The organism is Frigoribacterium sp. CFBP 13712 (assembly GCF_014842255.1).
Lineage (GTDB): Bacteria > Actinomycetota > Actinomycetes > Actinomycetales > Microbacteriaceae > Frigoribacterium.
On the sequence record NZ_JACYVH010000001.1, the window covers coordinates 617,632 to 636,111 of the forward strand.

Sequence of the window (18,480 nt, forward strand, 5' to 3'; positions counted from 1 at the left end):
GGGCGCGCGCTCCGGCAGGAATTGAACTAACGTCGGTTTCGCGGCGCGTATGAGGACGCGTCGCAGACTGGGGCGGCCGGGGGTCGCTCCCGACGGGAGCAGCCTTGAGCCGCGAGAAGTCCGCACCAGCCGAACCGCGCCTCCTCGGCTCGGGATCACCCCTCCGCGGCACGGTACGCCGCATAGCCGCCGCAGGCGTCGCCGTCCTCGTCGCGGTCGCGACGGCGCTCGGCGGGGTGACCACCGCCTCCGCGGCGCAAGGCGGCGACTGGGGGGACTTCACGGTCGAGCGCCTGGCGTCCGGCACCGGCTCGGTCGGCACCATGACGCTCGACGGCGGGTTCCCCGCGACGTCGTTCACCACGAACGCCTCGTCGGCGACCGTCCCGAGCGGTGCGAGCGGCTGGCAGGGTCCGAACACCCCGCCCGGCCTCGAGTACGGCACCAGTCGCGGCACCACGTACCTGAACCTCCGACCCATGCGCGACTCCCCCACCCCGCAGGCCGCCTCGGTCACCACGTACACCTTCGCCTCGGCCACCCCCACGGCCGGCTGGTCGTTCGTGCTGGGCGACGTCGACGCCGACCAGGCGACGATCACCGCGCTGGACGCCGAGGGAGCGCCCGTCGGTTCTGACGCCCTGGGGTTCCAGGGCGTCTACAACTCGTGCGGACTCGCCGGCAGCCCCTCGTGCGCCGGCGGCGGCACCGGCGACGTGCCGAGCTGGGATCCGGCCACCGCGACCCTGACCGGCAACGCCGCAGCCGCGGACACCGAGGGCGCCACCGGCTGGTTCAGCCCGACCGTCGCACTGTCGAGTCTGACCATCACGTACCAGCAGCGCTCGGGGCGACCGATCTACCAGACCTGGTTCGCGACGAAGACGTTCGCCGCATCCGGTGTCGCGCAGAGCACCGTCGACGGCACGACGACGCCGTACGAAGGAGGCGCGGTGACGGTCGCGGACGCCACCGGACGCGTCGTCGCGACCACGACGACCGACGCCGACGGGCGCTACGCCTTCCCCGCCCTGACCGCGGCACCCGGCTACACCGTCACGATCACTCCGCCCGACGGATCGACGGGTGCGACGACGCAGGACTTCTCGCTGGTCGCGGGCGACCGTGCCGACCTCGACTTCGCCTTCTCGGCCACGACGGCACCCGTCGACCCCGAACCGGACACGGTCGACATCGTCGGCACCATCACCGACGACACCGGCGACCCCGTCACCGACACCCCGATCACCATCATCGACACCGACACCCAGGACGTCGCGATCGAGACCACCACCGACGACACCGGCACCTTCGAAGCACCCGACCTCACCCCCGAGACCGACTACACGATCATCGTCGACGGCGACACCGACCGACCCATCGAATTCACCACCCCCGCAGCCGGCGACCCCAACCCGCCCCTCGAACTCGAACAGCCCGCCGCACCCGTCGACCCCGAACCGGACACCGTCGACATCGTCGGCACCATCACCGACGACACCGGCGACCCCGTCACCGACACCCCGATCACCATCATCGACACCGACACCCAGGACGTCGCGATCGAGACCACCACCGACGACACCGGCACCTTCGAAGCACCCGACCTCACCCCCGAGACCGACTACACGATCATCGTCGACGGCGACACCGACCGACCCATCGAGTTCACCACCCCCGCAGCCGGGGCCCCGAACCCGCCCCTCGAACTCGAACAGCCCGCCGCACCCGTCGACCCCGAGCCGAGCCCGGAACCCACGCCCGGCCCGACACCGGAGCCGAGCCCGGAGCCGACACCCGGCCCGACACCGGAGCCGACGCCGGTCCCGAGCCCCGAGCCGACACCGGCACCCGCACCCCTCCCCGAGGTCGTGTCGGTTAGCGGGACGGTGCTCGACGTCGAGGACGCCCCCGTCTCCGACGCCCGGGTCGAGGTGCTGCCCGCCGACTCCGCCGACCCCTCCGACCCCGTCGCGGCGGCCATCACCGACGACGCCGGCGCCTTCGTCCTGACCGGTCTGGCCCCCGACACCACCTACCGGCTGGTCGTCGACGGCACCCCGGTCACCTCCTTCACGACCGGAACGGACGACATCTCCCTCGGCACGCTCGTCGTCGTGCCGGGCGTCGGCGCCGTGCCCCTCGTCCCCGTCGCGGATGGCGGACTCGCCTTCACCGGCTCCGATCCCGCTCTGCCGATCGGTCTCGCGAGCGGCCTGATCGCGCTCGGTCTCGTGCTGGCCGCGGGGGCGGCCGTCCGGCGTCGCGCCGGAGCCGCGGAACGGGAGTGACCTCGGGAGGCGCGGTGCCGGGTCGACCGGCACCGCGCCTCCTCGGCTCAGGTCGTGGAGATGCCCGCCCGCAGCTCCTCGTCGGTGAGGGTCGGCCCGCCCACGGCCGCAGCGGCCTCGTCCATCCACATGACGTCCCAGTGGTGGCCGTCGAGATCGTCGAACGACTTGCTGTACATGAAGCCGAAGTCCTGGCTGCCCGACGCGGTGCCGCCGGCGGCGAGCGCCTTGGCGAGCATCTCGTCGACCTCGTCCTTGCTCTCAGCGCTGACGGAGAGCTGCATCTCGTTGCCGACGGTCGCGTCGACGATCTGCTTGCTCGTGAACTGCTGGAAGAACGGCTTGACGAGGATCATGACGTAGATGGTGTCGCTGATGACGATGCAGGCCGCGTTCGCGTCGGTGAAGGCGGGGTTGATCGACCAGCCGAGCGCCTCGTAGAAGGCCTTCGAGGCCTCGAGGTCGTCGACGGCGATGTTGACGAAGATCATCGTGGGCATGACGCACCTGGTTCCCATCGTCCCGGAGGCCCGGTGCCGCCGGTCGTGGGGTCAGCATGGCCCCGGCACGAGCGGCGGTCAAGGAACCCGCGGCATTCGGTGCGGTCGGCGTCGGCGTCGGCGTCGGCGAGCCTGTGCGGCCGGTCGGTTCGGGGGTGCAGTCTCGACGTCATGAAGAACACGACACTCGGCCAGGTCGACGGCGGCCTCGACGTAGGACGCCTGGGCCTCGGCCTGATGGGCATGTCCGCTTTCTACACCGGCAACAGCACGGACGACGACGAGTCGGTGCGCGTCATCCACCGCGCGCTCGACGTCGGCGTCACGCTGCTCGACACGGCCGACATGTACGGTCCGCACACGAACGAGCAGCTGCTCGGGCGGGCGCTCAAAGGCCGGCGCGACCAGGCCGTCGTCGCCACGAAGTTCGGCAACGTGACGGACAAGGAGGCGCGGCTCGAGCGGACGGTCGACGGTCGCCCCGAGTACGTGCGCAGGTCGGTCGACGGATCGCTCAAGCGCCTCGGCATCGACCACATCGACCTCTACTACCAGCACCGCGTCGACCCGCAGGTGCCGATCGAGGAGACCGTCGGGGCCATGGGCGAGCTCGTCACCGCGGGCAAGGTGAGGTTCCTCGGGCTGTCCGAGGCGGCGCCCGAGACGATCCGCCGTGCCCACGCGACGCACCCGATCACCGCCCTGCAGACCGAGTGGTCGCTGTGGAGCCGTGAGCCCGAGGCCGAGATCATCCCCACCGTCCGTGAGCTCGGCATCGGCTTCGTGCCCTACTCGCCGCTCGGCCGCGGGTTCCTGACGGGCACGATCCGGTCGGTCGACGAGCTCGCGCCCGACGACTTCCGACGCTTCGCCCCCCGCTTCTCGGGCGACAACCTCGAGGCGAACGTGCGGATCGTGCAGCAGGTCGACGAGGTCGCGCGTGCCGTCGGCGCGAAGCCCGGACAGGTCGCGCTGGCCTGGCTGCTCGCGAAGGGCGAGGGGATCGTGCCGATCCCGGGCACGAAGCGCCGCGCGTACCTCGACGAGAACGTCGCCGCCGACGAGATCGTCCTCTCGGAGGAGCAGCTGCACCAGCTCGACGACGTCGCCGCGCCGAAGGGCGCCCGCTACGCCGACATGTCGACCGTCGACGAGTAGCACGGCGACCGACGTCCCTGGGTGAGCCGCCACCCCGCCACGAAATGAACATCCCGCCACGTTTTCTCGTGGCGTGATGTGCACATCGTGGCGGGGTGAGACGTCCACGCGCGGGGCGAGGCCGAGGAGGCGCGGGTACGGTCGAGCGATGGACGACGTGATCAGACGCCGGGCACTCGTGCACGGCCTCGTGCAGGGTGTGGGGTTCCGTTTCTCGACCGAGGGCGAGGCCGATCGCCTCGACGTGGGCGGTTTCGTCCGCAACCTGCCCGACGGAGACGTCGAGGTGGAGATCGAGGGGCGACCCGACCGCGTCGCCTTGATGCTCGAATGGCTGGAGCAGGGCCCGCAGGGGGCGACGGTCGACTCCGTCGAGGTACGGGAGCTCGGTCCGATCGGCGAGACGGAGTTCACCACCCGGCGCTGACGGGGACGACTCGGCTCGCGCGACGCCTCGGCTCGCGCGACGCCGGGGTCGCGCTCGGACTGCGGCGCGGGTCGCGCACGGACCGCGGCGACGATCTCCGACCGGCACCTCACATACGGGGCTCGAGCACCGTCTACAGGGTGAGTAGCATCGCCGAGGGTGAGGAGCCGACCGTGACGACCGAGACAGACCTGCCGCCGACCGTCCATACGACCGTGCCGAGCCCGCTGGGCGATCTCACGCTCGTGGCCTCCGAAGACGGCCTCGCCGGGCTGTACTTCGCCGAGCACCGCAACCTCCCCGACCCGGCCGGTTTCGGGCGGGCGTCGCCGACGGGCGTCGGGGTCGTCGACTTCGACGAGGTCGAGCACCAGCTCGGCGAGTACTTCGCGGGCGAGCGTCGTCGATTCGACCTCCCGCTGGCGCCGCGCGGCAACGAGTTCCGCCGACGGGTCTGGGCCCTGCTGCGCGACATCCCCTACGGCGAGACGCGCAGCTACGGCCAGCTGGCGCGAGAGCTCGGCGACGTCGGCCTCGCCCGGGCCGTCGGGGCGGCCAACGGGCTGAACCCGCTCAGCATCGTCGTGCCGTGCCACCGGGTCGTCGGCGCCGCCGGTGCCCTCGTCGGCTACGCCGGGGGTCTCGACCGCAAGCGGCGGCTGCTCGATCTCGAAGAGCCCGAGAGCGCCTCCTCGGGCCGCCTGTTCTGACGTGCTGCCGTTCGCCCGCGTCGTCGAGATGCACGGGGCCACCGTGTGGCGCGTCTGCCGTGCGGTGCTCGACGAGCACGACACCGACGACGCCTGGTCCGAGACGTTCGTCGCAGCCCTCGTCGCCTACCCCTCGCTGCCCGAGACGGCCAACGTCGAGGCGTGGCTGGTGACCATCGCGCACCGCAAGGCGATCGACATCGCGCGGGCCACGACACGTCGTCCGCAGCCGGTCGAGGTCGTGCCCGAGCGGCGACCCGCGCCTCCGGCGGACGAGGCGCTGGCCCGGCGCGACGAGTTGATCCGCGCCCTCGACCGTCTGCCTCCCGGTCAACGCCGGGCCGTCGTCCACCACCACCTCGTCGGGCTCTCGCACGCCGAGGCGGCGGAGCTCACCGGCATCACCCCGGCCGCCGCCCGCCGCGCCTCGGCCGACGGCATCGCCCGGCTCCGAACCCTCCTCAGCCCACCCGACCCGCGAGCACCGTCAGGGGCCTCATGACCGACACACCAGAAACCGCCGCGAGCATCCCCGAAGGCGAGGCCTCGCGGTCTGCCGCAGCCGAGCTCGATGCCGTGCTGCGGCAGCGGCTCGGGGGCTTCGCTCCGAGAGACGACCGTCTCGCCGCCCTGCACGCCCGGTTCGTCCGCTCGGCGATGGACGCCGACGCCGTCGACGTGGCGTACCGCACGGTCGACTCCCCCGTCGGCCGGCTCCTGGTCTGCACGACGACCGTCGGCATCGTGCGGATCGCCTTCGACGTCGAAGGGCTCGACACCGTGCTCGACCGGCTGGCCGCGGTCATCAGCCCGCGGATCATCGAGGCGCCCGACGCCCTCGACACGGCGGCGGGTCAGCTCGACGAGTACTTCCGCGGCGAGCGCCGGTCGTTCGATCTGCCGCTCGACCGCCGGCTGTCGAGGGGGTTCCAGCGCACCGTGCTCGAGCATCTGCCCGAGATCGGCTACGGGGCGACCGAGTCGTACGCGTCGGTCGCTCGGGCATCGGGCAGCCCCAAGGCCGTCCGCGCCGTGGGCACCGCCTGCGCGACGAACCCGCTGCCCGTCGTCGTCCCGTGCCATCGGGTCGTGCGGAGCGACGGCGCCCCCGGGAACTACCGTGGGGGGATGGCCGCCAAGCAGACCCTCCTCGCGCTCGAGGCCACGTCGTGAGCCCCGCCGACGATCCCTCGGTCGTGATCGGCGACGACGGGCTCGCACGACCCGTCTGGGCCTCGACCGACCCTCTGATGCGCGAGTACTACGACAACGAGTGGGGCATGCCCGTCCGCGACGAACGCGGGCTCTTCGAGCGACTGAGTCTCGAGGCGTTCCAGTCGGGCCTCTCGTGGGCGACCATCCTGCGCAAGCGCCCGGCGTTCCGCTCAGCGTTCGCCGACTTCGACCCCGACGCCGTGGCGCTCTTCGACGACGCCGATCGTGCTCGGCTGATGGGCGACGCCGGCATCGTCCGCAACCGGCTGAAGATCGACGCGACCATCCAGAACGCGCGAGCCGTGGTCGGACTGCGCGCCGACGAGGGCCTGGTCGACTTCGTCTGGTCGTTCCGACCGGCCGAGACCCCGTCGCCGCAGACCATGGCCGAGGTGCCCACGACGTCGCCCGAGTCCGTGGCGCTGTCGAAGGCCCTCAAGAAGCGCGGGTTCACGTTCGTCGGGCCGACCACCATGCACGCGCTGATGGAGGCCGTCGGGCTCGTCGACACGCACCTCGTGGGCAGCCACCGACGCGGCACGTCGGGGGTCTGGGTCGACGCCCCGCGGCCGGGCGCCCGGCAGGCAGCCTCGGCTCCGGGCCACGACTCGTGACGCGTCTCGACGTGCGGGCGGTCGGCGAGTACGACCACCGGCACGCCGTGGGTCTGCTCGCGGCCCACAGCATCCCCGGGGCCGAGGCCACCGACATCGGCGCGGCCTCGCATTCGCGGCTGGTCGAGGCGGGCGACGGGGCCTCCCGCGCCTCCTACCGGGTCGATCTGACCTTCACGGCCGACGGCGTCTCGGTCGACGTGGCGACCGACGACGAGAGGGTGCTCGCCCAGCTCGAGACGGTCGTCCGCCGATGGCTCGACCTCGACGCCGACATCGCCGCCGTGCACGACGCGTTCTCGAGCGACCCCGTGCTCGGCCCGCTGGTGACGGCACGACCCGGCATCCGCATCACCGGCAACCCCGACGGCTTCGAGACCGCCGTCGTCACCGTGCTGGGCCAGCAGGTGTCGTTGGCGGCCGCCCGCACCTTCAGCGGGCGACTCGTCTCGGCGTACGGCGAACCCGTCGAGGGCACCGGGCTGACGAGGTTCCCCCGGGCCGACGTCCTGGCCGCCGCCGACGTCGACGAGCTGCGATCGGCCGCCGGCATCACGAACAGTCGAGCGCGCACCGTTCAGGCCCTCGCCGTGGCCGTCGCCGACGGTCTCGTCATCGCACCGGGCGACGATGCGACCGAGGTGCGGCGCCGGCTGCTGGCCCTCCCCGGCATCGGCCCGTGGACCGTCGACTACCTGGCCGTCCGCGCCCTCGGCGACCGCGACGCCTGGCCCGCAGGCGACCTCGTGCTGCGGCGCGTGCTCGGCGGCCTGACCACGCGACAGGCCGAGACCGCCGGTGCCGCCTGGTCGCCGTGGCGGGCCTACGCGCTCTTCCACCTCTGGGCCGCCGTGCTGCCCACCGCACCCGCGGCGACGGCGCAGACGCCGGCGACGGCGACGGCGACGTAGCCGCCCAGCGCACCGCACGCCGAACCTGGGAGCCGGTCACCGCCGCGGCGCGTAGCGTCACACGGGTCGAAGGCGTTTCTTTCGTCTTCTCTGGCCGGTGTTGCTCGCATCCCTGCCCGTGAAGCTCAACTGCGACAACATCGGCACGAGGGGCACGGACGGCGGCATCGCCACGACCGTGCCCCTCATCTCTTTTCATGTGACCAGTGAGCAGCGCCACTCAGTCGGAAGACGTGGGCCGGGCGACATGACAGCCGCGGGGATCTCGGACATCCTGGAGACCCGACCGGTGTCGACGTGTCGACCACCCCCGAGCCGACCGAGAGCACCGATGCGACTCCTCCTCATCCGCCACGGCGAGACCGCCGACAACGTCGCCCAGACGATCGGCTCGCGGCCGCCCGGCCCTCCCCTGTCGCCGGTCGGCGTCGATCAGGCTCGAGCCCTGGCGGGTCGACTCGACGGCGAGCCGATCGCCGCCGTGCACTCGTCACGGGCCCTCCGCGCCGCCGAGACCGCCGCCGTCGCCGCGGCAGCGCTGGGCGTGCCGCACCACGAGCTCGACGGCCTGCTCGAGATCGACGCGGGCGACCTCGAGGGTCTCTCGTACGCCGACGCCCTGCCCGGGTACATGGGCACCATGCAGAAGTGGTGGACGGACCGCGACGCGCGCATCCCCGGCGGCGAGAGCGGCAGCGAGTTCGTGGCCCGCTACGACGCCGCCGTCGCCTCCGTGGTCTCGACCACCGACCCGGCGTCCACCGCGGTGATCGTCTCGCACGAGGCCGCGATCTGCGTCTGGGCGGCGAACACCGCCGACAATCTCGACGCCGAGTTCAGCCGCACCCACGGGCTCCGCAACACCGGCGTGGTCGCCCTCGAGGGGTCGCCCGACCGGGGCTGGGTCGCCGTCTCGTGGGACGACGACCTGCTCTCGCGCTGAGCGTCGTCGGTCGAGCACCTCCTGCGGAGGTCGTCGCTTTTCGGCCATCGCACCGACGAACGCGCGATCGACCGGGATCGCCGAAACAGCCGGTCAGAGGGCGTAGTTAGAGCGACTAGGCAAAATCGACCACTGACCGGGGTTTTCTTGATTTGTCACCGCCCCTCCGGGGACGTATTTTCGAAGGGTGCCGACCATCTCGATGGCTCGGCGGGTCGCACCTCCGACCGAGCTTGCACGGGCAGGGAGCGGAGGCGCGACCCTCCCCGCCGGCCTCGCCTCAGGCGGCTCGCCTCGTTCACAGCTCGCCCCGCGCCTCCCGGACACAGATGCCAACGACTCCCCCCGCCCCTCTCTCGACCTTCTCTCGTCACGAGGAGTCCGGCACGGACCTGGCCGAGGCGGTGCGGGTGCGTTCGTCGCGCCACGGCGGCCGCGACTTCCGGGCGTGGCTGGCCGACGAGCCGTTCTCGTATCACTACGTCACCGTCGGCGATTCGCGGCTGGGGCTCCAGACGACGCGCTTCACCGCCTATCTGCAGGGCACCGTGCCGTATCCCGAGCAGTACGCGCTCATGTGGTTCCGTCGCGGCAGCGCCACCATCGACCATGGTGGGCGGACCTTCACGAGCCACGGCGCCGATCCCTTCCTGGTGCCCGCCGAAGATCCGTACTCGTTCTCGCTGACCCCCCGGCACAGTCAGCTCGTGCGCGTGGGCCGGGACTTCCTCGAGGAGACCGCCGCCGATCTGCACGGCGGACCACCGCAGCGCATCGTCTTCGACCACACGACGGCCCCCTCCGCCGCCGCCCTCCGACGGTGGCGGTCGGTCACCGCCGCGGCCACCCCGAACATCGTCGACGCGGCCACCGAGCCGCTGCTGCGCCTCGAGTCGCAGCTCAGCATCGTGCGGGCCATGCTCGAGCTGTTCCCGTGGCGGCCGCTCGACCTGCCCGCGAGCGTCCGCACCGAGCGCGGCGTCAAGGTGCGCCTCGCCGCGGAGTACATCCACGCCCACGCCGGTCAGGCCATCACGCCGGCCGACATCGGGCGAGCGGCGGGGCTCAGCCCGCGGGCCCTGCAGCTGGCGATGAACGAGCACTTCGAATCGTCGCCGACGAACTACCTGCGGCAGGTGCGACTCGACCGCGCGCACGCCGAGCTGCTCACGTCGCCGCCGGGCACCGCCCGCGTGTCGGACGTCGCACGGCGCTGGGGGTTCGGCAACCTCGGCCGATTCGCGGCCGCGTACGCCGCTCGGTTCGGCGAGTACCCGCGCACCACGCTGCGCCGCTTCTGAGCGCCGCACCGCGCCTCCTCGGGGGCGGGGGTGGACGCTGGTGGCCCTGGTGGCGGGTGGCCCTGCTCGCTAGGGTGACAGGACCGATCGAGGGGACTGGTCACATGAACACCGCAATCGTCGTCATCGCCCTGGTGGTCGTCGGCATCGTCGCCGCCACCATCGCCATCGTCGTCCGCGAGCGCCGTGACCGCGCGGTCGCCGCCCGTCTCGACGAGGCGGACCCCGGGGCCGGCGTGCGCGCCCACGCCGACGCCGAGCGGCAGCAGGCCGGCCCCCGCGGCGAGGCCGGCGGCATGTCGTGGTCGGCCGGCGGCCAGAACTCGGCCTGAGCATCCCGCAGCCGCGCGCATGCCCGCCTGCGCGCCGGCCTCAGCCGGCTACCGGGGCGCGTCGCGGGCGGCTCGAGCCCGGGTCTTGATCGCGGCGATGACCTCGTCCTTCGCGTCGGCGTAGTCGTTCGAGTCGCCCCAGCTGCGAGTCATGAGGCCCTGCTTCACGGACTCGTACAGAGCGCGGTCGGCGGCGTCGGAGCGGAGACGATCGCGCAGGAGGCGGTAGTCGTCGACCGCCGGATCCCCGCGTCGGTAGACGTGCACGTGCACGTCGCGAGCTGGCGTCCGCACGAGTCGGTGCCCCGGCTCGCGCACCCGCAGCTCGTACCCGGCGGCGAGCAGGGGCTCGAGGTAGTCCTCCTCCGCCGTGATGTCGGCCACGACCACCACGAGATCGATGATCGGCTTGGCCGCCAGGCCGGGCACCGAGGTCGATCCGATGTGGTCCACCTCGATCTCCTGCCCCGCCAGCGCCTCGAGGATCCGATCGCGGTGCGCGACGAAGTCGGCGGCCCATCGAGGGTCGTACGGCTCGAGCGTCACATGGAGCGGCTGCGGGCCGCCGACGAGCTCGAGAGTCGTGACATCCGGTCGGCGCGGGTTCCCGCTGTTCGTCGCCATGTGCATCCTCCGCTTCGGCCAGCCGGACAACGTAACCCACGCGGCGGCGCGGTGCAACAGCGGGGCGGGCCGGTCAGCCGGGTCGGTTCACCGTCGACTCGCGACCCGACGATGCGCGGGGAGCCGTCGTCAGGCCTCGGCCGCGGCCCGGCCGCGTACTGCCGCGACATGCGCCCGCATGGCCGCCTCGGCCGCGTCGGCATCCCCCGAGTCGAGGGCCTCGAGCACGGCCCGGTGCTCGCGGATGGCGTGGTCGGCGTCGCTGACGCCCAGCCCGCCGAACATGCGGAACCGTTGCGCCTGACCACCCAGCGAGTCGAACGCCCGGTGCAGGAACGGGTTGGCGGCCTGCTGCGCGATGAGCTCGTGGAAGGTCTCGTCGGCCTCCCAGTACGCGTGGTACTCCGCGAAGGTCGGGCCCTTCGGCGCCTCGGCGAGCCGGGTGAGGGTCTCGGCGAGCGCGTCGATGAAGGCGTCGGTGCGCCGAGGAGCCGCGAGCCGCGCGACCGCAGGCTCGATGACGCCCCGGGCGTGCATGAGGTCGTCGAGTTCGGCCCCCGTCAGCAGGGGCGCCGCGCGATAGCCGCGCAATGCCGCCCGGGTGACGAGACCGGTCGACTCCAGGCGCGCCAGCGCCTCGCGGATCGGCGTCTGCGACACGTCGAGGTCGCGAGCCAGAGCGTCGATGTTGAGCGGCGTGCCCGGCGGCAGGGTGTCGTCGAACAGTCGGCGCAGCAGTTCGTCGTAGACGCCGTCCGACAACGAGACACGCTGGGGTCGGCGCGGGCCGTCACTGGGTGGCATCCGACCAGTGTTCCACACGTCGGGGCGTGTCGTCTTTCCTATAGGCGGTGTCATCGACCTCGTGTCGACGAGGCGTCCGAAGCCCGGCCGGAGGCGCGGGTCGCCTCATCGAGGACACTCGCCACCGCCGCGACGTCGTGGGCTCGTCGCCCCAGGAACAGACCGTCCACCGCGGGTGCTGTCCGTGTCAGCAGTCCCGGCCCCGCACTGCCGCCGTAGACGAGGCGCGTGGTCGGGGGCAGCCCGGCGCGCAGAGCGCGGGCCACGCCGACGATGTGCTCGACCGGAGCCGGCTCGGGTGCGCCGATCGCCCACACGGGCTCGTGGGCGACGACCAGCGGCTCGGCGGCGGCCGCACCGACCTGCGCCAGGCACGACGCCGCGGCCTCTGCGGGGCCGATCCGCGCCTCCTCCCCCACGCAGAGCCAGGGCACGAGGCCGACTTCGCGGCACCGGTCGATCTTCGCCCGGATGACGGCGTCGGTCTCGCCGAGGAGCCCGCGACGTTCCGCGTGACCGACCTCGACGTAGGCGACGCCGATGTCCGCGAGGAGCGAGGCGACGTCCTCACCCGTCACCGCGCCTCCGGCGAATCGACTGACGTCCTGCGCCATGACCTCCACGCCGGTGCCGTCGAGCAGCCGCACGGCCGCCTCCAGGAGCGGCGTCGAGGGGGCCACGACGAGCTCGACCGCGCTGCTCCGCACGGCAGCGTGCCCCTGAGCGAGGTCCGCGACCGCCGCCAGCCAGTCGAGGGTGCGGGCACGGGACAGATAGGCCTTCGTGCTGATGCCGACGAGCACGGTCAGGGCTGACGGAGGATCCGGCGACCGGCCACCGCGATGGCCACGTCGAGGGCGCGCTGACTCGAGGTGACGCTCGCGACGCCGGTCCCGGCGATGTCGAAGGCGGTGCCGTGCGCCGGGGTCGCGATGACCACGGGCAGGCCGCCCTGCACCGTCACCCCGCCGTCGAAGCCCAGCAGCTTTATGGCGATCTGACCCTGGTCGTGGTACATCGTCACGATGCCGTCGTAGCGCTCCCGCGCGCCGACGAAGATCGTGTCGGAGGGGAACGGGCCGACGACGTCGATGCCGCCCGCCGCCGCCTCGGCGACGCCCGGGGCGATGACGTCGATCTCCTCGCGGCCGAAGATGCCGTTCTCGCCGTTGTGCGGGTTGAGACCGCAGACGCCCAGTCGGGGGCGTTCGACGCCGGAGTCGCGCAGCAGCTCGTCGAGCAGACGGACGGCGTCGACCACGCCCTGCGTCGTGATGCGGTCGGCGACGTCGCGGATGCCGATGTGCGACGTCACCCTGGCGGTCCACAGGCCCGGGATGATGTTGATCTCGCTCGTGACGCCGTCGCAGTGCAGCTCCTTCGCGAACCAGCGCAGTTCGTCCTCCTCGGTCATGCCTCCGAGGTGCAGGCTCGTCTTGTTGAGGGGTGTGAACACGATTGCGCCGACCTTGCCGGCGTTGGCCAGGTCGATGGCGCGCCGCAGCTGATGCAGGGCGCGCTCCCCAGCCTCCTTGCTGACCTGACGCGGCGGGATGGGCTCGGCGGGCGCCGACCCGTCGTCGAGGAGGGTGGCGAAACCGGGGCGCGGCTCGTCGCTGAGCGGGATCGTGACTCCGATGACCGCCGCGGCGGCGTCGAGCTCGGCGCGGTCGGCGAGCACCACGATGTCGGCCGCCTCGAGGTTCGCGGGGTCGGAGAGCAGGCGGGCCGCGAGTTCGGGGCCGACGCCCGCGGGATCACCCAGGGTGAGGGCGATGCGGGGGCGGCGTACCGATCCGTCGGCGGGATCGGCGAGGGCGGGGGCGGGTCTGCTGACGGTCATGCTGGGGATCCTTCCGGGGATGCCTCGTAGGTGCTGATGACGTCGACCTTGGCGGCCGATGCGCTGGTGGGGTCGAAGCGGTGGTCGAGCCACTCCGACGCGAGGCGCCGGGCGAGCTCGATGCCGACGACGCGCTGGCCGAAGCAGAGCACCTGCGCATCGTTCGAGAGCACGGCCCGTTCGACCGAGAAGCCGTCGTGGGCGGTCACGGCACGGATGCCGGGCACCTTGTTCGCGGCGATGGCCACCCCGAGCCCTGTGCCGCAGACCAGCAGCGCCCGGTCGGCCCGGCCGTCGGCGACCATGCGGGCCGCCTCGATCGCGACATGCGGGTAGGCCGTGTGCCCGTCGGGCCCGACGCCGACGTCGACCACGCTCGCGACGCGGTCGTCGCCCTCGAGGTCGGCCCGCAGGCGCTCCTTGTACTCGTAGCCGGCGTCGTCGCAGCCGACGACGATCCTCAGCGGTTCGTTCACGGTTCAGGCCTCCTGGTGGATGGGGTTCGCGGTCGGGGTGTCTCCGGCCGTGTCGACTGTGATCGCGCCGCTCTGCGCCTCGACCTCGCGGGCGGCGACGCCGGCGATGCGCGCGAACGACACCGCGCCCGCGTCGGGGTGACCGAGGCTCTTCTCGGCGAGCGGTCGCGCACGGCCGAGTCGGGGCCGGAGGCGCGCGGTCGCGTCCGCGGCCTCGCTCGCCGCCGCTGCGGCCCGCGCCCACGCCTCGGGCAGGTCGAGCCCCTCGTCGGCCGCGCGACCGAGCGCGTCGACCAGGGGGACGAACGCGTCGACCAGGGTCTTGTCGCCGACCTCGGCCCCGCCGAGACGCTGGATGGCCTCGAGCCCCGCCGCAGCGGCCCGGGCCGACGCCTGCGGGTCGCGGAGGTCGGGTTCGGCGGCCAGAGCGGCGCCGGCGCTGGTCAGGCAGACGCCCCACAGCGCACCGGAGGTGCCGCCCGCGTGCTCGGCCCAGCCCTCTCCGGCCTCGGCGAACACGGTCGAGACGCCGGCGCCGCGCTCGACGGCGGCGCGGGCCGACGCCAGTCCGGCGGTGATGCCGCGAGCCATGCCGATGCCGTGGTCGCCGTCGCCGGCCACCGCGTCGAGACGGCCGAACTCCTCCTCCGAGGCGACGACCATCTCGGCGACGTGCTCGAATCCCTCGAGCAGGGGCCGACCGGCGCCCACATGACGATCGTCGTCGGCCGGGGCGACCGACGGGGGCGCCTCGAGACCGGGGCCGCCCCCTGCGTCGTCGACCCGCGCCTCCACGGCTCCCTTCCGGAAGGCGGGGCTCGAGGCCGGGCTCCCCCAGAGCTGCTCGAGTTCGTCGTCGACCCAGAAGAAGGTCGCCGAGACGCCCGACATGTCGAGGCTCGTGACGAGCTCGCCCACCTCGGGCTGCACGACGGTGACGCCGGCCTCGTCGAGCAGGCGCCGGACGTGGCCGTAGAGCACGAAGAGCTCCTCGTACTTGTAGGTGCCGAGTCCGTTGAGCAGGACGACGATCCGGTCTCCGGCGCCTTCCGGGGCCTCGGCGAGCAGCGATCCGACGAGCAGTTCGGCCAGTCCGCGGGCCGACGGCAGGTCGGCCTCGCCGATGCCCGGTTCGCCGTGGATGCCGAGGCCGATGGACATCCGACCCTCGGGCACCGTGAAGAGCGGCTCCGTCGCGCCGGGCAGGGTGCATCCGGAGAACGCGACGCCGAACGAGCGCGTGCGGTCGTTCGCCCGTCGCCCGAGCTCCTCGACGCGGTCGAGGTCGAGACCGGCCTCGGACGCGGAGCCGAGCACCTTGAAGACCGTGAGGTCGCCCGCGATGCCTCGACGCTTGGCGATCTCGTCGCGGCTGCCGCTGGCGATGTCGTCGGTGACCGCGACCACGCGGACGTCGACTCCCTCGGCCCGGAGGCGCTCGGCGGCCTGGCCGAAGTTCAGGACGTCGCCGGCGTAGTTGCCGAACGACAGCACGACCCCGCCGCCGCGCTGAGCGGCCCGGGCCACACGGCACACCTGACCGGCGGACGGCGAGGCGAAGATGTTGCCGTAGGCGACACCGGCGGCGAGGCCCGGACCGACGAGGCCGGCGAAGGCCGGGTAGTGGCCGGAGCCGCCGCCCACCACGACGGCGACCTGGCCGTCCGCGAGGGGTGTGCGCCGCACGACGCCGCCCTCCACACGGCGCAGGGAGTCATGGGCCGCCGCGAAGCCGTCCAGGGCCTCGTCGGCGAAGGTGGTCGCGTCGTAGTCGAGGATGGTCACGACACCATCTCCTCTCTCGGGTCGGTGACGGCGGAGGCGACCAGCGCCTCCCGCCCGTCGAGGACGGCCATCCGCTCGGCGCTGGGCAGCACGCGGCGGAGGTAGTCCCGGTTCAGGGCGGCGACGGAGAGCCCGTCGCCGCCGTAGTGCTCGCAGACGAAGGTGCCGCGGAAGCCCGCCTCGACGGCGTCGCGCACGGCGTGCCGGTAGTTGATGAGGCCGAGCTCGAGCGGGGCGGGCAGGGCCGTGTAGGCGCCCGTCGCCGGGTCCTCGTCACGGTGGTAGTTCTTGACGTGCCAGTAGTTGGCGTGCGGCAGGGTGGCGGCCAGGGTCTCGCGCCAGTCGTCGATCGGCCGATGCAGACGGACGAGGTTGCCCACGTCGGGATTGAGACCGACGTTGTCCAGTCCGACCTCGGTGACGAGACGCACCGAGCTGGCAGCGGTGCCGAGATAGGTGTCCTCGTACATCTCGAGCGTCAGGTCCAGGCCCAGTTGAGCGGCGTGCCGCCCGAGCTCCGTGATCCGCGCCACGGCGAGCTGCCAGTTCTCGGGGTCGTCCGGCGCGTCGATCTCGCCCTGCGCCGTCCAGAACCACAGCCGATCCCGCTGCTCGCTCGTGAGCGGCCGGTGGAAGCCGACGGAGACGACCCCCGCCCCCAGACGGGCCGCGGCCTCGAGGGTGCGGTGGCTGTAGGCGAGGTTCTCGAGACCGACCTCGGGGTCGATGACGCTCGACCGCACCACGCAGACGCTCGTGAGGTCGACGCCGGCATCCCGGCCGGCACCCGCCAGCTCGTCGAGACGCCGGCCGGACAGATCGCCGACCCGCAGCCAGTTGTCGTTGATCTCGACGAGGTCGAAGCCCGTCTCGCGGATCTCCTCGAACGAGGCCCGCCAGGCCTCCGGCGCGGCGTCGAGGGTGCTCGTGCCGTCGCGGTCGACCGCCGGGAACTGCAGCATCGCGGCCGCGATGGGCCAGTCGTCGCGCGAGGGGCTCATCGTCCGGCCTCTTCCCGGGCGTGATCGCGCGTCTCGGCGTCGTCGGTCGCTGCGACACGGGGGCTGCGGCGGACCGCGAAGCGCCCGGCGATCTTCGGGCCGACCATCAGGGCGGCGGCGAAGAGGAGGATGCCGACGCTGATCGGGCTCTGGAGCAGGACGAGGAAGCTGCCCTGGCCGATGGCGGAGGTCTGCACGAGCGCCTTCTCGAACAGCGGGCCGAGCACGAGGCCCAGCACGAGCGGCGCCATGGGCAGGTCGAGCTCCTTCATGATCCAGCCGACCACCCCGAAGATCAGGACGAGCACGACGCTGAACATGTTGTTGCTGACCGAGTAGGCGCCGACGAAGCTGGTCAGCAGGATGATCGGATAGAGGTAGCCGTAGGGGATGCGCAGCATCTGGGCGAACACCGGCGCGAGCGGCAGGTTCAGCACGAGCAGCATCACGTTGCCGATGAAGAACGACACGAGAAGACCCCAGATCAGCGTGGGCTGCGTCTCGAACAGGCGGGGTCCGGGCTGGAGCCCGTACACGGTGAAGGCGCCCAGCAGGACCGCCGTCGTGCCGCCTCCGGGGATTCCGAGTGCGAGGGTCGGCACGAAGTTCGCGTTGGCCGCGGCGTTGTTGGCGCTCTCGGGGGCGGCGACGCCCTCGATGGCGCCCTTGCCGAACATCGCCTTGCGGGGCGACACGCGCTTCTCGATGCCGTACGCCATGAACGAGGCGAGGGTCGAGCCGGCGCCGGGCAGGATTCCCAGCACGAAGCCGATGCCGCTGCCGCGGAGGATCGGACCGGCGCTGCGCTTCAGTTCGCCGCGGCTGATGACCATGTCGCGGAACCGGGTGCGGATTGGGGCGTCGGCCCCGCGTCGGATCTGGTGCAGCACCTCTCCGACGGCGAAGAGACCGATCATCACCTCGATGAAGGGGATGCCGCTCAGCAGGTTGATGCTGCCGAAGGTGAAGCGCGCGTCGCTGAAGCCGGTCGCGACCCCGACGGTGGAGATGAGCAGACCCGCCGCCGCCATCATGAGCCCACGGGACAACGAGCCCCCGGCGAAGCTGACGACGATGACGAGACCGAGGATCATGATCGCGAGGTTCTGCACCGGTCCGAAGTTGAGGGCCAGGTCCGCGAGCGGAGGGGCGAGCCACATGAGCAGCGCGAGCGAGATGATCGCCGCGACGAACGAGCCGATGGCGCTGATCGCGAGGGCCGATCCGGCCTTGCCGTTCTTGGCCATCTGATAGCCGTCGAGCGTGGTGACCACGCTCGCGGCCTCGCCGGGCGTCGAGATCAGCACCGACGTGATCGTGCCGCCGTACTGGGCGCCGTAGTAGATGCCCGCCAGCATGATGAGCGCCGTGACGGGTTCGAGGGTGAGGGTCAGGGGGATGAGGATCGCGACGCCGGTGGTCGAGCCGAGACCGGGCATCAGCCCGATGATCGTTCCGAGCAGCACGCCGATGAAGCACCAGAGGAGGTTCTCGGGCGTGAAGGCCGTCGAGAAGCCGAGTGCGAGGTTGTCGAGCATGGTCGTC

At 72.3% G+C, this 18,480-nt stretch carries 20 protein-coding genes; 11 read left to right on the top strand and 9 right to left on the bottom strand.

The genetic code is table 11. From position 1 onward, the window contains the following. Nucleotides 1-104 precede the first annotated feature (104 nt). Nucleotides 105-2,291, top strand: coding sequence for a carboxypeptidase-like regulatory domain-containing protein (locus tag IFT51_RS02860; RefSeq protein ID WP_192058881.1), 2,187 nt, complete (start codon nt 105-107; stop codon nt 2,289-2,291). A 47-nt stretch (nt 2,292-2,338) separates the two neighbouring features. Here the strand turns inward: IFT51_RS02860 and IFT51_RS02865 are convergent, their stop codons facing one another. Continuing rightward, the gene (locus tag IFT51_RS02865) at nt 2,339-2,791 is read right to left on the bottom strand and encodes a VOC family protein (RefSeq protein ID WP_192058883.1); all 453 of its coding nucleotides are present in this window, start codon (nt 2,789-2,791) and stop codon (nt 2,339-2,341) included. A 171-nt stretch (nt 2,792-2,962) separates the two neighbouring features. Here IFT51_RS02865 and IFT51_RS02870 point away from each other — a divergent pair, with 171 nt between their 5' ends. The 10 genes from IFT51_RS02870 (at nt 2,963) to IFT51_RS02915 (ending at nt 10,402) form a co-directional block, all read left to right on the top strand. After that, the gene (locus IFT51_RS02870; RefSeq protein ID WP_192058886.1) at nt 2,963-3,949 is read left to right on the top strand and encodes an aldo/keto reductase; all 987 of its coding nucleotides are present in this window, start codon (nt 2,963-2,965) and stop codon (nt 3,947-3,949) included. 148 nt (nt 3,950-4,097) lie between these two features. Continuing rightward, nucleotides 4,098-4,376 (top strand): acylphosphatase, encoded by a 279-nt coding sequence (locus tag IFT51_RS02875; protein WP_192058888.1) that lies wholly within the window; start codon nt 4,098-4,100, stop codon nt 4,374-4,376. A 173-nt stretch (nt 4,377-4,549) separates the two neighbouring features. Next, nucleotides 4,550-5,086 carry a methylated-DNA--[protein]-cysteine S-methyltransferase gene (locus IFT51_RS14985; protein WP_243215699.1) on the top strand — a complete coding sequence of 179 codons (537 nt, stop codon included), beginning with the start codon at nt 4,550-4,552 and terminating at the stop codon, nt 5,084-5,086. 1 nt (nt 5,087) lies between these two features. Then, complete coding sequence (locus IFT51_RS02885) at nt 5,088-5,588, top strand: RNA polymerase sigma factor (RefSeq protein WP_371740655.1); 501 nt, start codon at nt 5,088-5,090, stop codon at nt 5,586-5,588. Further along, complete coding sequence (locus IFT51_RS02890; RefSeq protein ID WP_192058892.1) at nt 5,585-6,259, top strand: methylated-DNA--[protein]-cysteine S-methyltransferase; 675 nt, start codon at nt 5,585-5,587, stop codon at nt 6,257-6,259. The genes IFT51_RS02885 and IFT51_RS02890 overlap by 4 nt, the downstream gene beginning before the upstream one ends. Then, entirely contained in the window at nt 6,256-6,915 is a 660-nt protein-coding gene (locus IFT51_RS02895; RefSeq protein ID WP_192058894.1) for a DNA-3-methyladenine glycosylase I, read from the top strand. The genes IFT51_RS02890 and IFT51_RS02895 overlap by 4 nt, the downstream gene beginning before the upstream one ends. After that, nucleotides 6,912-7,826, top strand: a complete 915-nt coding sequence (locus IFT51_RS02900) for a DNA-3-methyladenine glycosylase 2 (RefSeq protein ID WP_371740656.1) — start codon at nt 6,912-6,914, stop codon at nt 7,824-7,826. Before IFT51_RS02895 ends, IFT51_RS02900 begins: the two co-directional genes overlap by 4 nt. 331 nt (nt 7,827-8,157) lie before the next feature. Further along, entirely contained in the window at nt 8,158-8,769 is a 612-nt protein-coding gene (locus IFT51_RS02905; RefSeq protein ID WP_192058896.1) for a histidine phosphatase family protein, read from the top strand. A 329-nt stretch (nt 8,770-9,098) separates the two neighbouring features. Further along, nucleotides 9,099-10,070: a helix-turn-helix domain-containing protein gene (locus IFT51_RS02910; protein ID WP_192058898.1), complete on the top strand. Its 972-nt coding sequence runs from the start codon at nt 9,099-9,101 to the stop codon at nt 10,068-10,070. A gap of 104 nt (nt 10,071-10,174) precedes the next feature. Next, a complete protein-coding gene (locus tag IFT51_RS02915) occupies nt 10,175-10,402 on the top strand; it encodes a hypothetical protein (protein ID WP_192058901.1) in 228 nt (75 codons plus the stop codon). 48 nt (nt 10,403-10,450) lie between these two features. Here IFT51_RS02915 and IFT51_RS02920 read toward each other — a convergent pair whose 3' ends face one another. The 8 genes from IFT51_RS02920 to IFT51_RS02955 form a co-directional block, all read right to left on the bottom strand. After that, nucleotides 10,451-11,026, bottom strand: a complete 576-nt coding sequence (locus tag IFT51_RS02920) for a GrpB family protein (protein WP_192058903.1) — start codon at nt 11,024-11,026, stop codon at nt 10,451-10,453. 129 nt (nt 11,027-11,155) lie between these two features. Next, the gene (locus tag IFT51_RS02925) at nt 11,156-11,830 is read right to left on the bottom strand and encodes a GntR family transcriptional regulator (protein ID WP_192058905.1); all 675 of its coding nucleotides are present in this window, start codon (nt 11,828-11,830) and stop codon (nt 11,156-11,158) included. Nucleotides 11,831-11,880: 50 nt separating this feature from the next. Continuing rightward, nucleotides 11,881-12,633 (bottom strand): triose-phosphate isomerase, encoded by a 753-nt coding sequence (locus IFT51_RS02930; RefSeq protein ID WP_371740657.1) that lies wholly within the window; start codon nt 12,631-12,633, stop codon nt 11,881-11,883. A gap of 2 nt (nt 12,634-12,635) precedes the next feature. Beyond that, nucleotides 12,636-13,673, bottom strand: coding sequence for a 4-hydroxythreonine-4-phosphate dehydrogenase PdxA (locus IFT51_RS02935; RefSeq protein WP_192058907.1), 1,038 nt, complete (start codon nt 13,671-13,673; stop codon nt 12,636-12,638). Further along, complete coding sequence (locus IFT51_RS02940; protein ID WP_192058908.1) at nt 13,670-14,149, bottom strand: ribose-5-phosphate isomerase; 480 nt, start codon at nt 14,147-14,149, stop codon at nt 13,670-13,672. Before IFT51_RS02940 ends, IFT51_RS02935 begins: the two co-directional genes overlap by 4 nt. 3 nt (nt 14,150-14,152) lie before the next feature. Beyond that, nucleotides 14,153-15,934, bottom strand: coding sequence for a dihydroxyacetone kinase family protein (locus IFT51_RS02945; protein ID WP_192058911.1), 1,782 nt, complete (start codon nt 15,932-15,934; stop codon nt 14,153-14,155). After that, nucleotides 15,931-16,935 carry a sugar phosphate isomerase/epimerase gene (locus IFT51_RS02950; RefSeq protein ID WP_192058912.1) on the bottom strand — a complete coding sequence of 335 codons (1,005 nt, stop codon included), beginning with the start codon at nt 16,933-16,935 and terminating at the stop codon, nt 15,931-15,933. The genes IFT51_RS02945 and IFT51_RS02950 overlap by 4 nt, the downstream gene beginning before the upstream one ends. After that, nucleotides 16,932-18,473 carry a tripartite tricarboxylate transporter permease gene (locus IFT51_RS02955; RefSeq protein ID WP_192058914.1) on the bottom strand — a complete coding sequence of 514 codons (1,542 nt, stop codon included), beginning with the start codon at nt 18,471-18,473 and terminating at the stop codon, nt 16,932-16,934. Before IFT51_RS02955 ends, IFT51_RS02950 begins: the two co-directional genes overlap by 4 nt. Between the last annotated feature and the right edge of the window lie 7 nt (nt 18,474-18,480).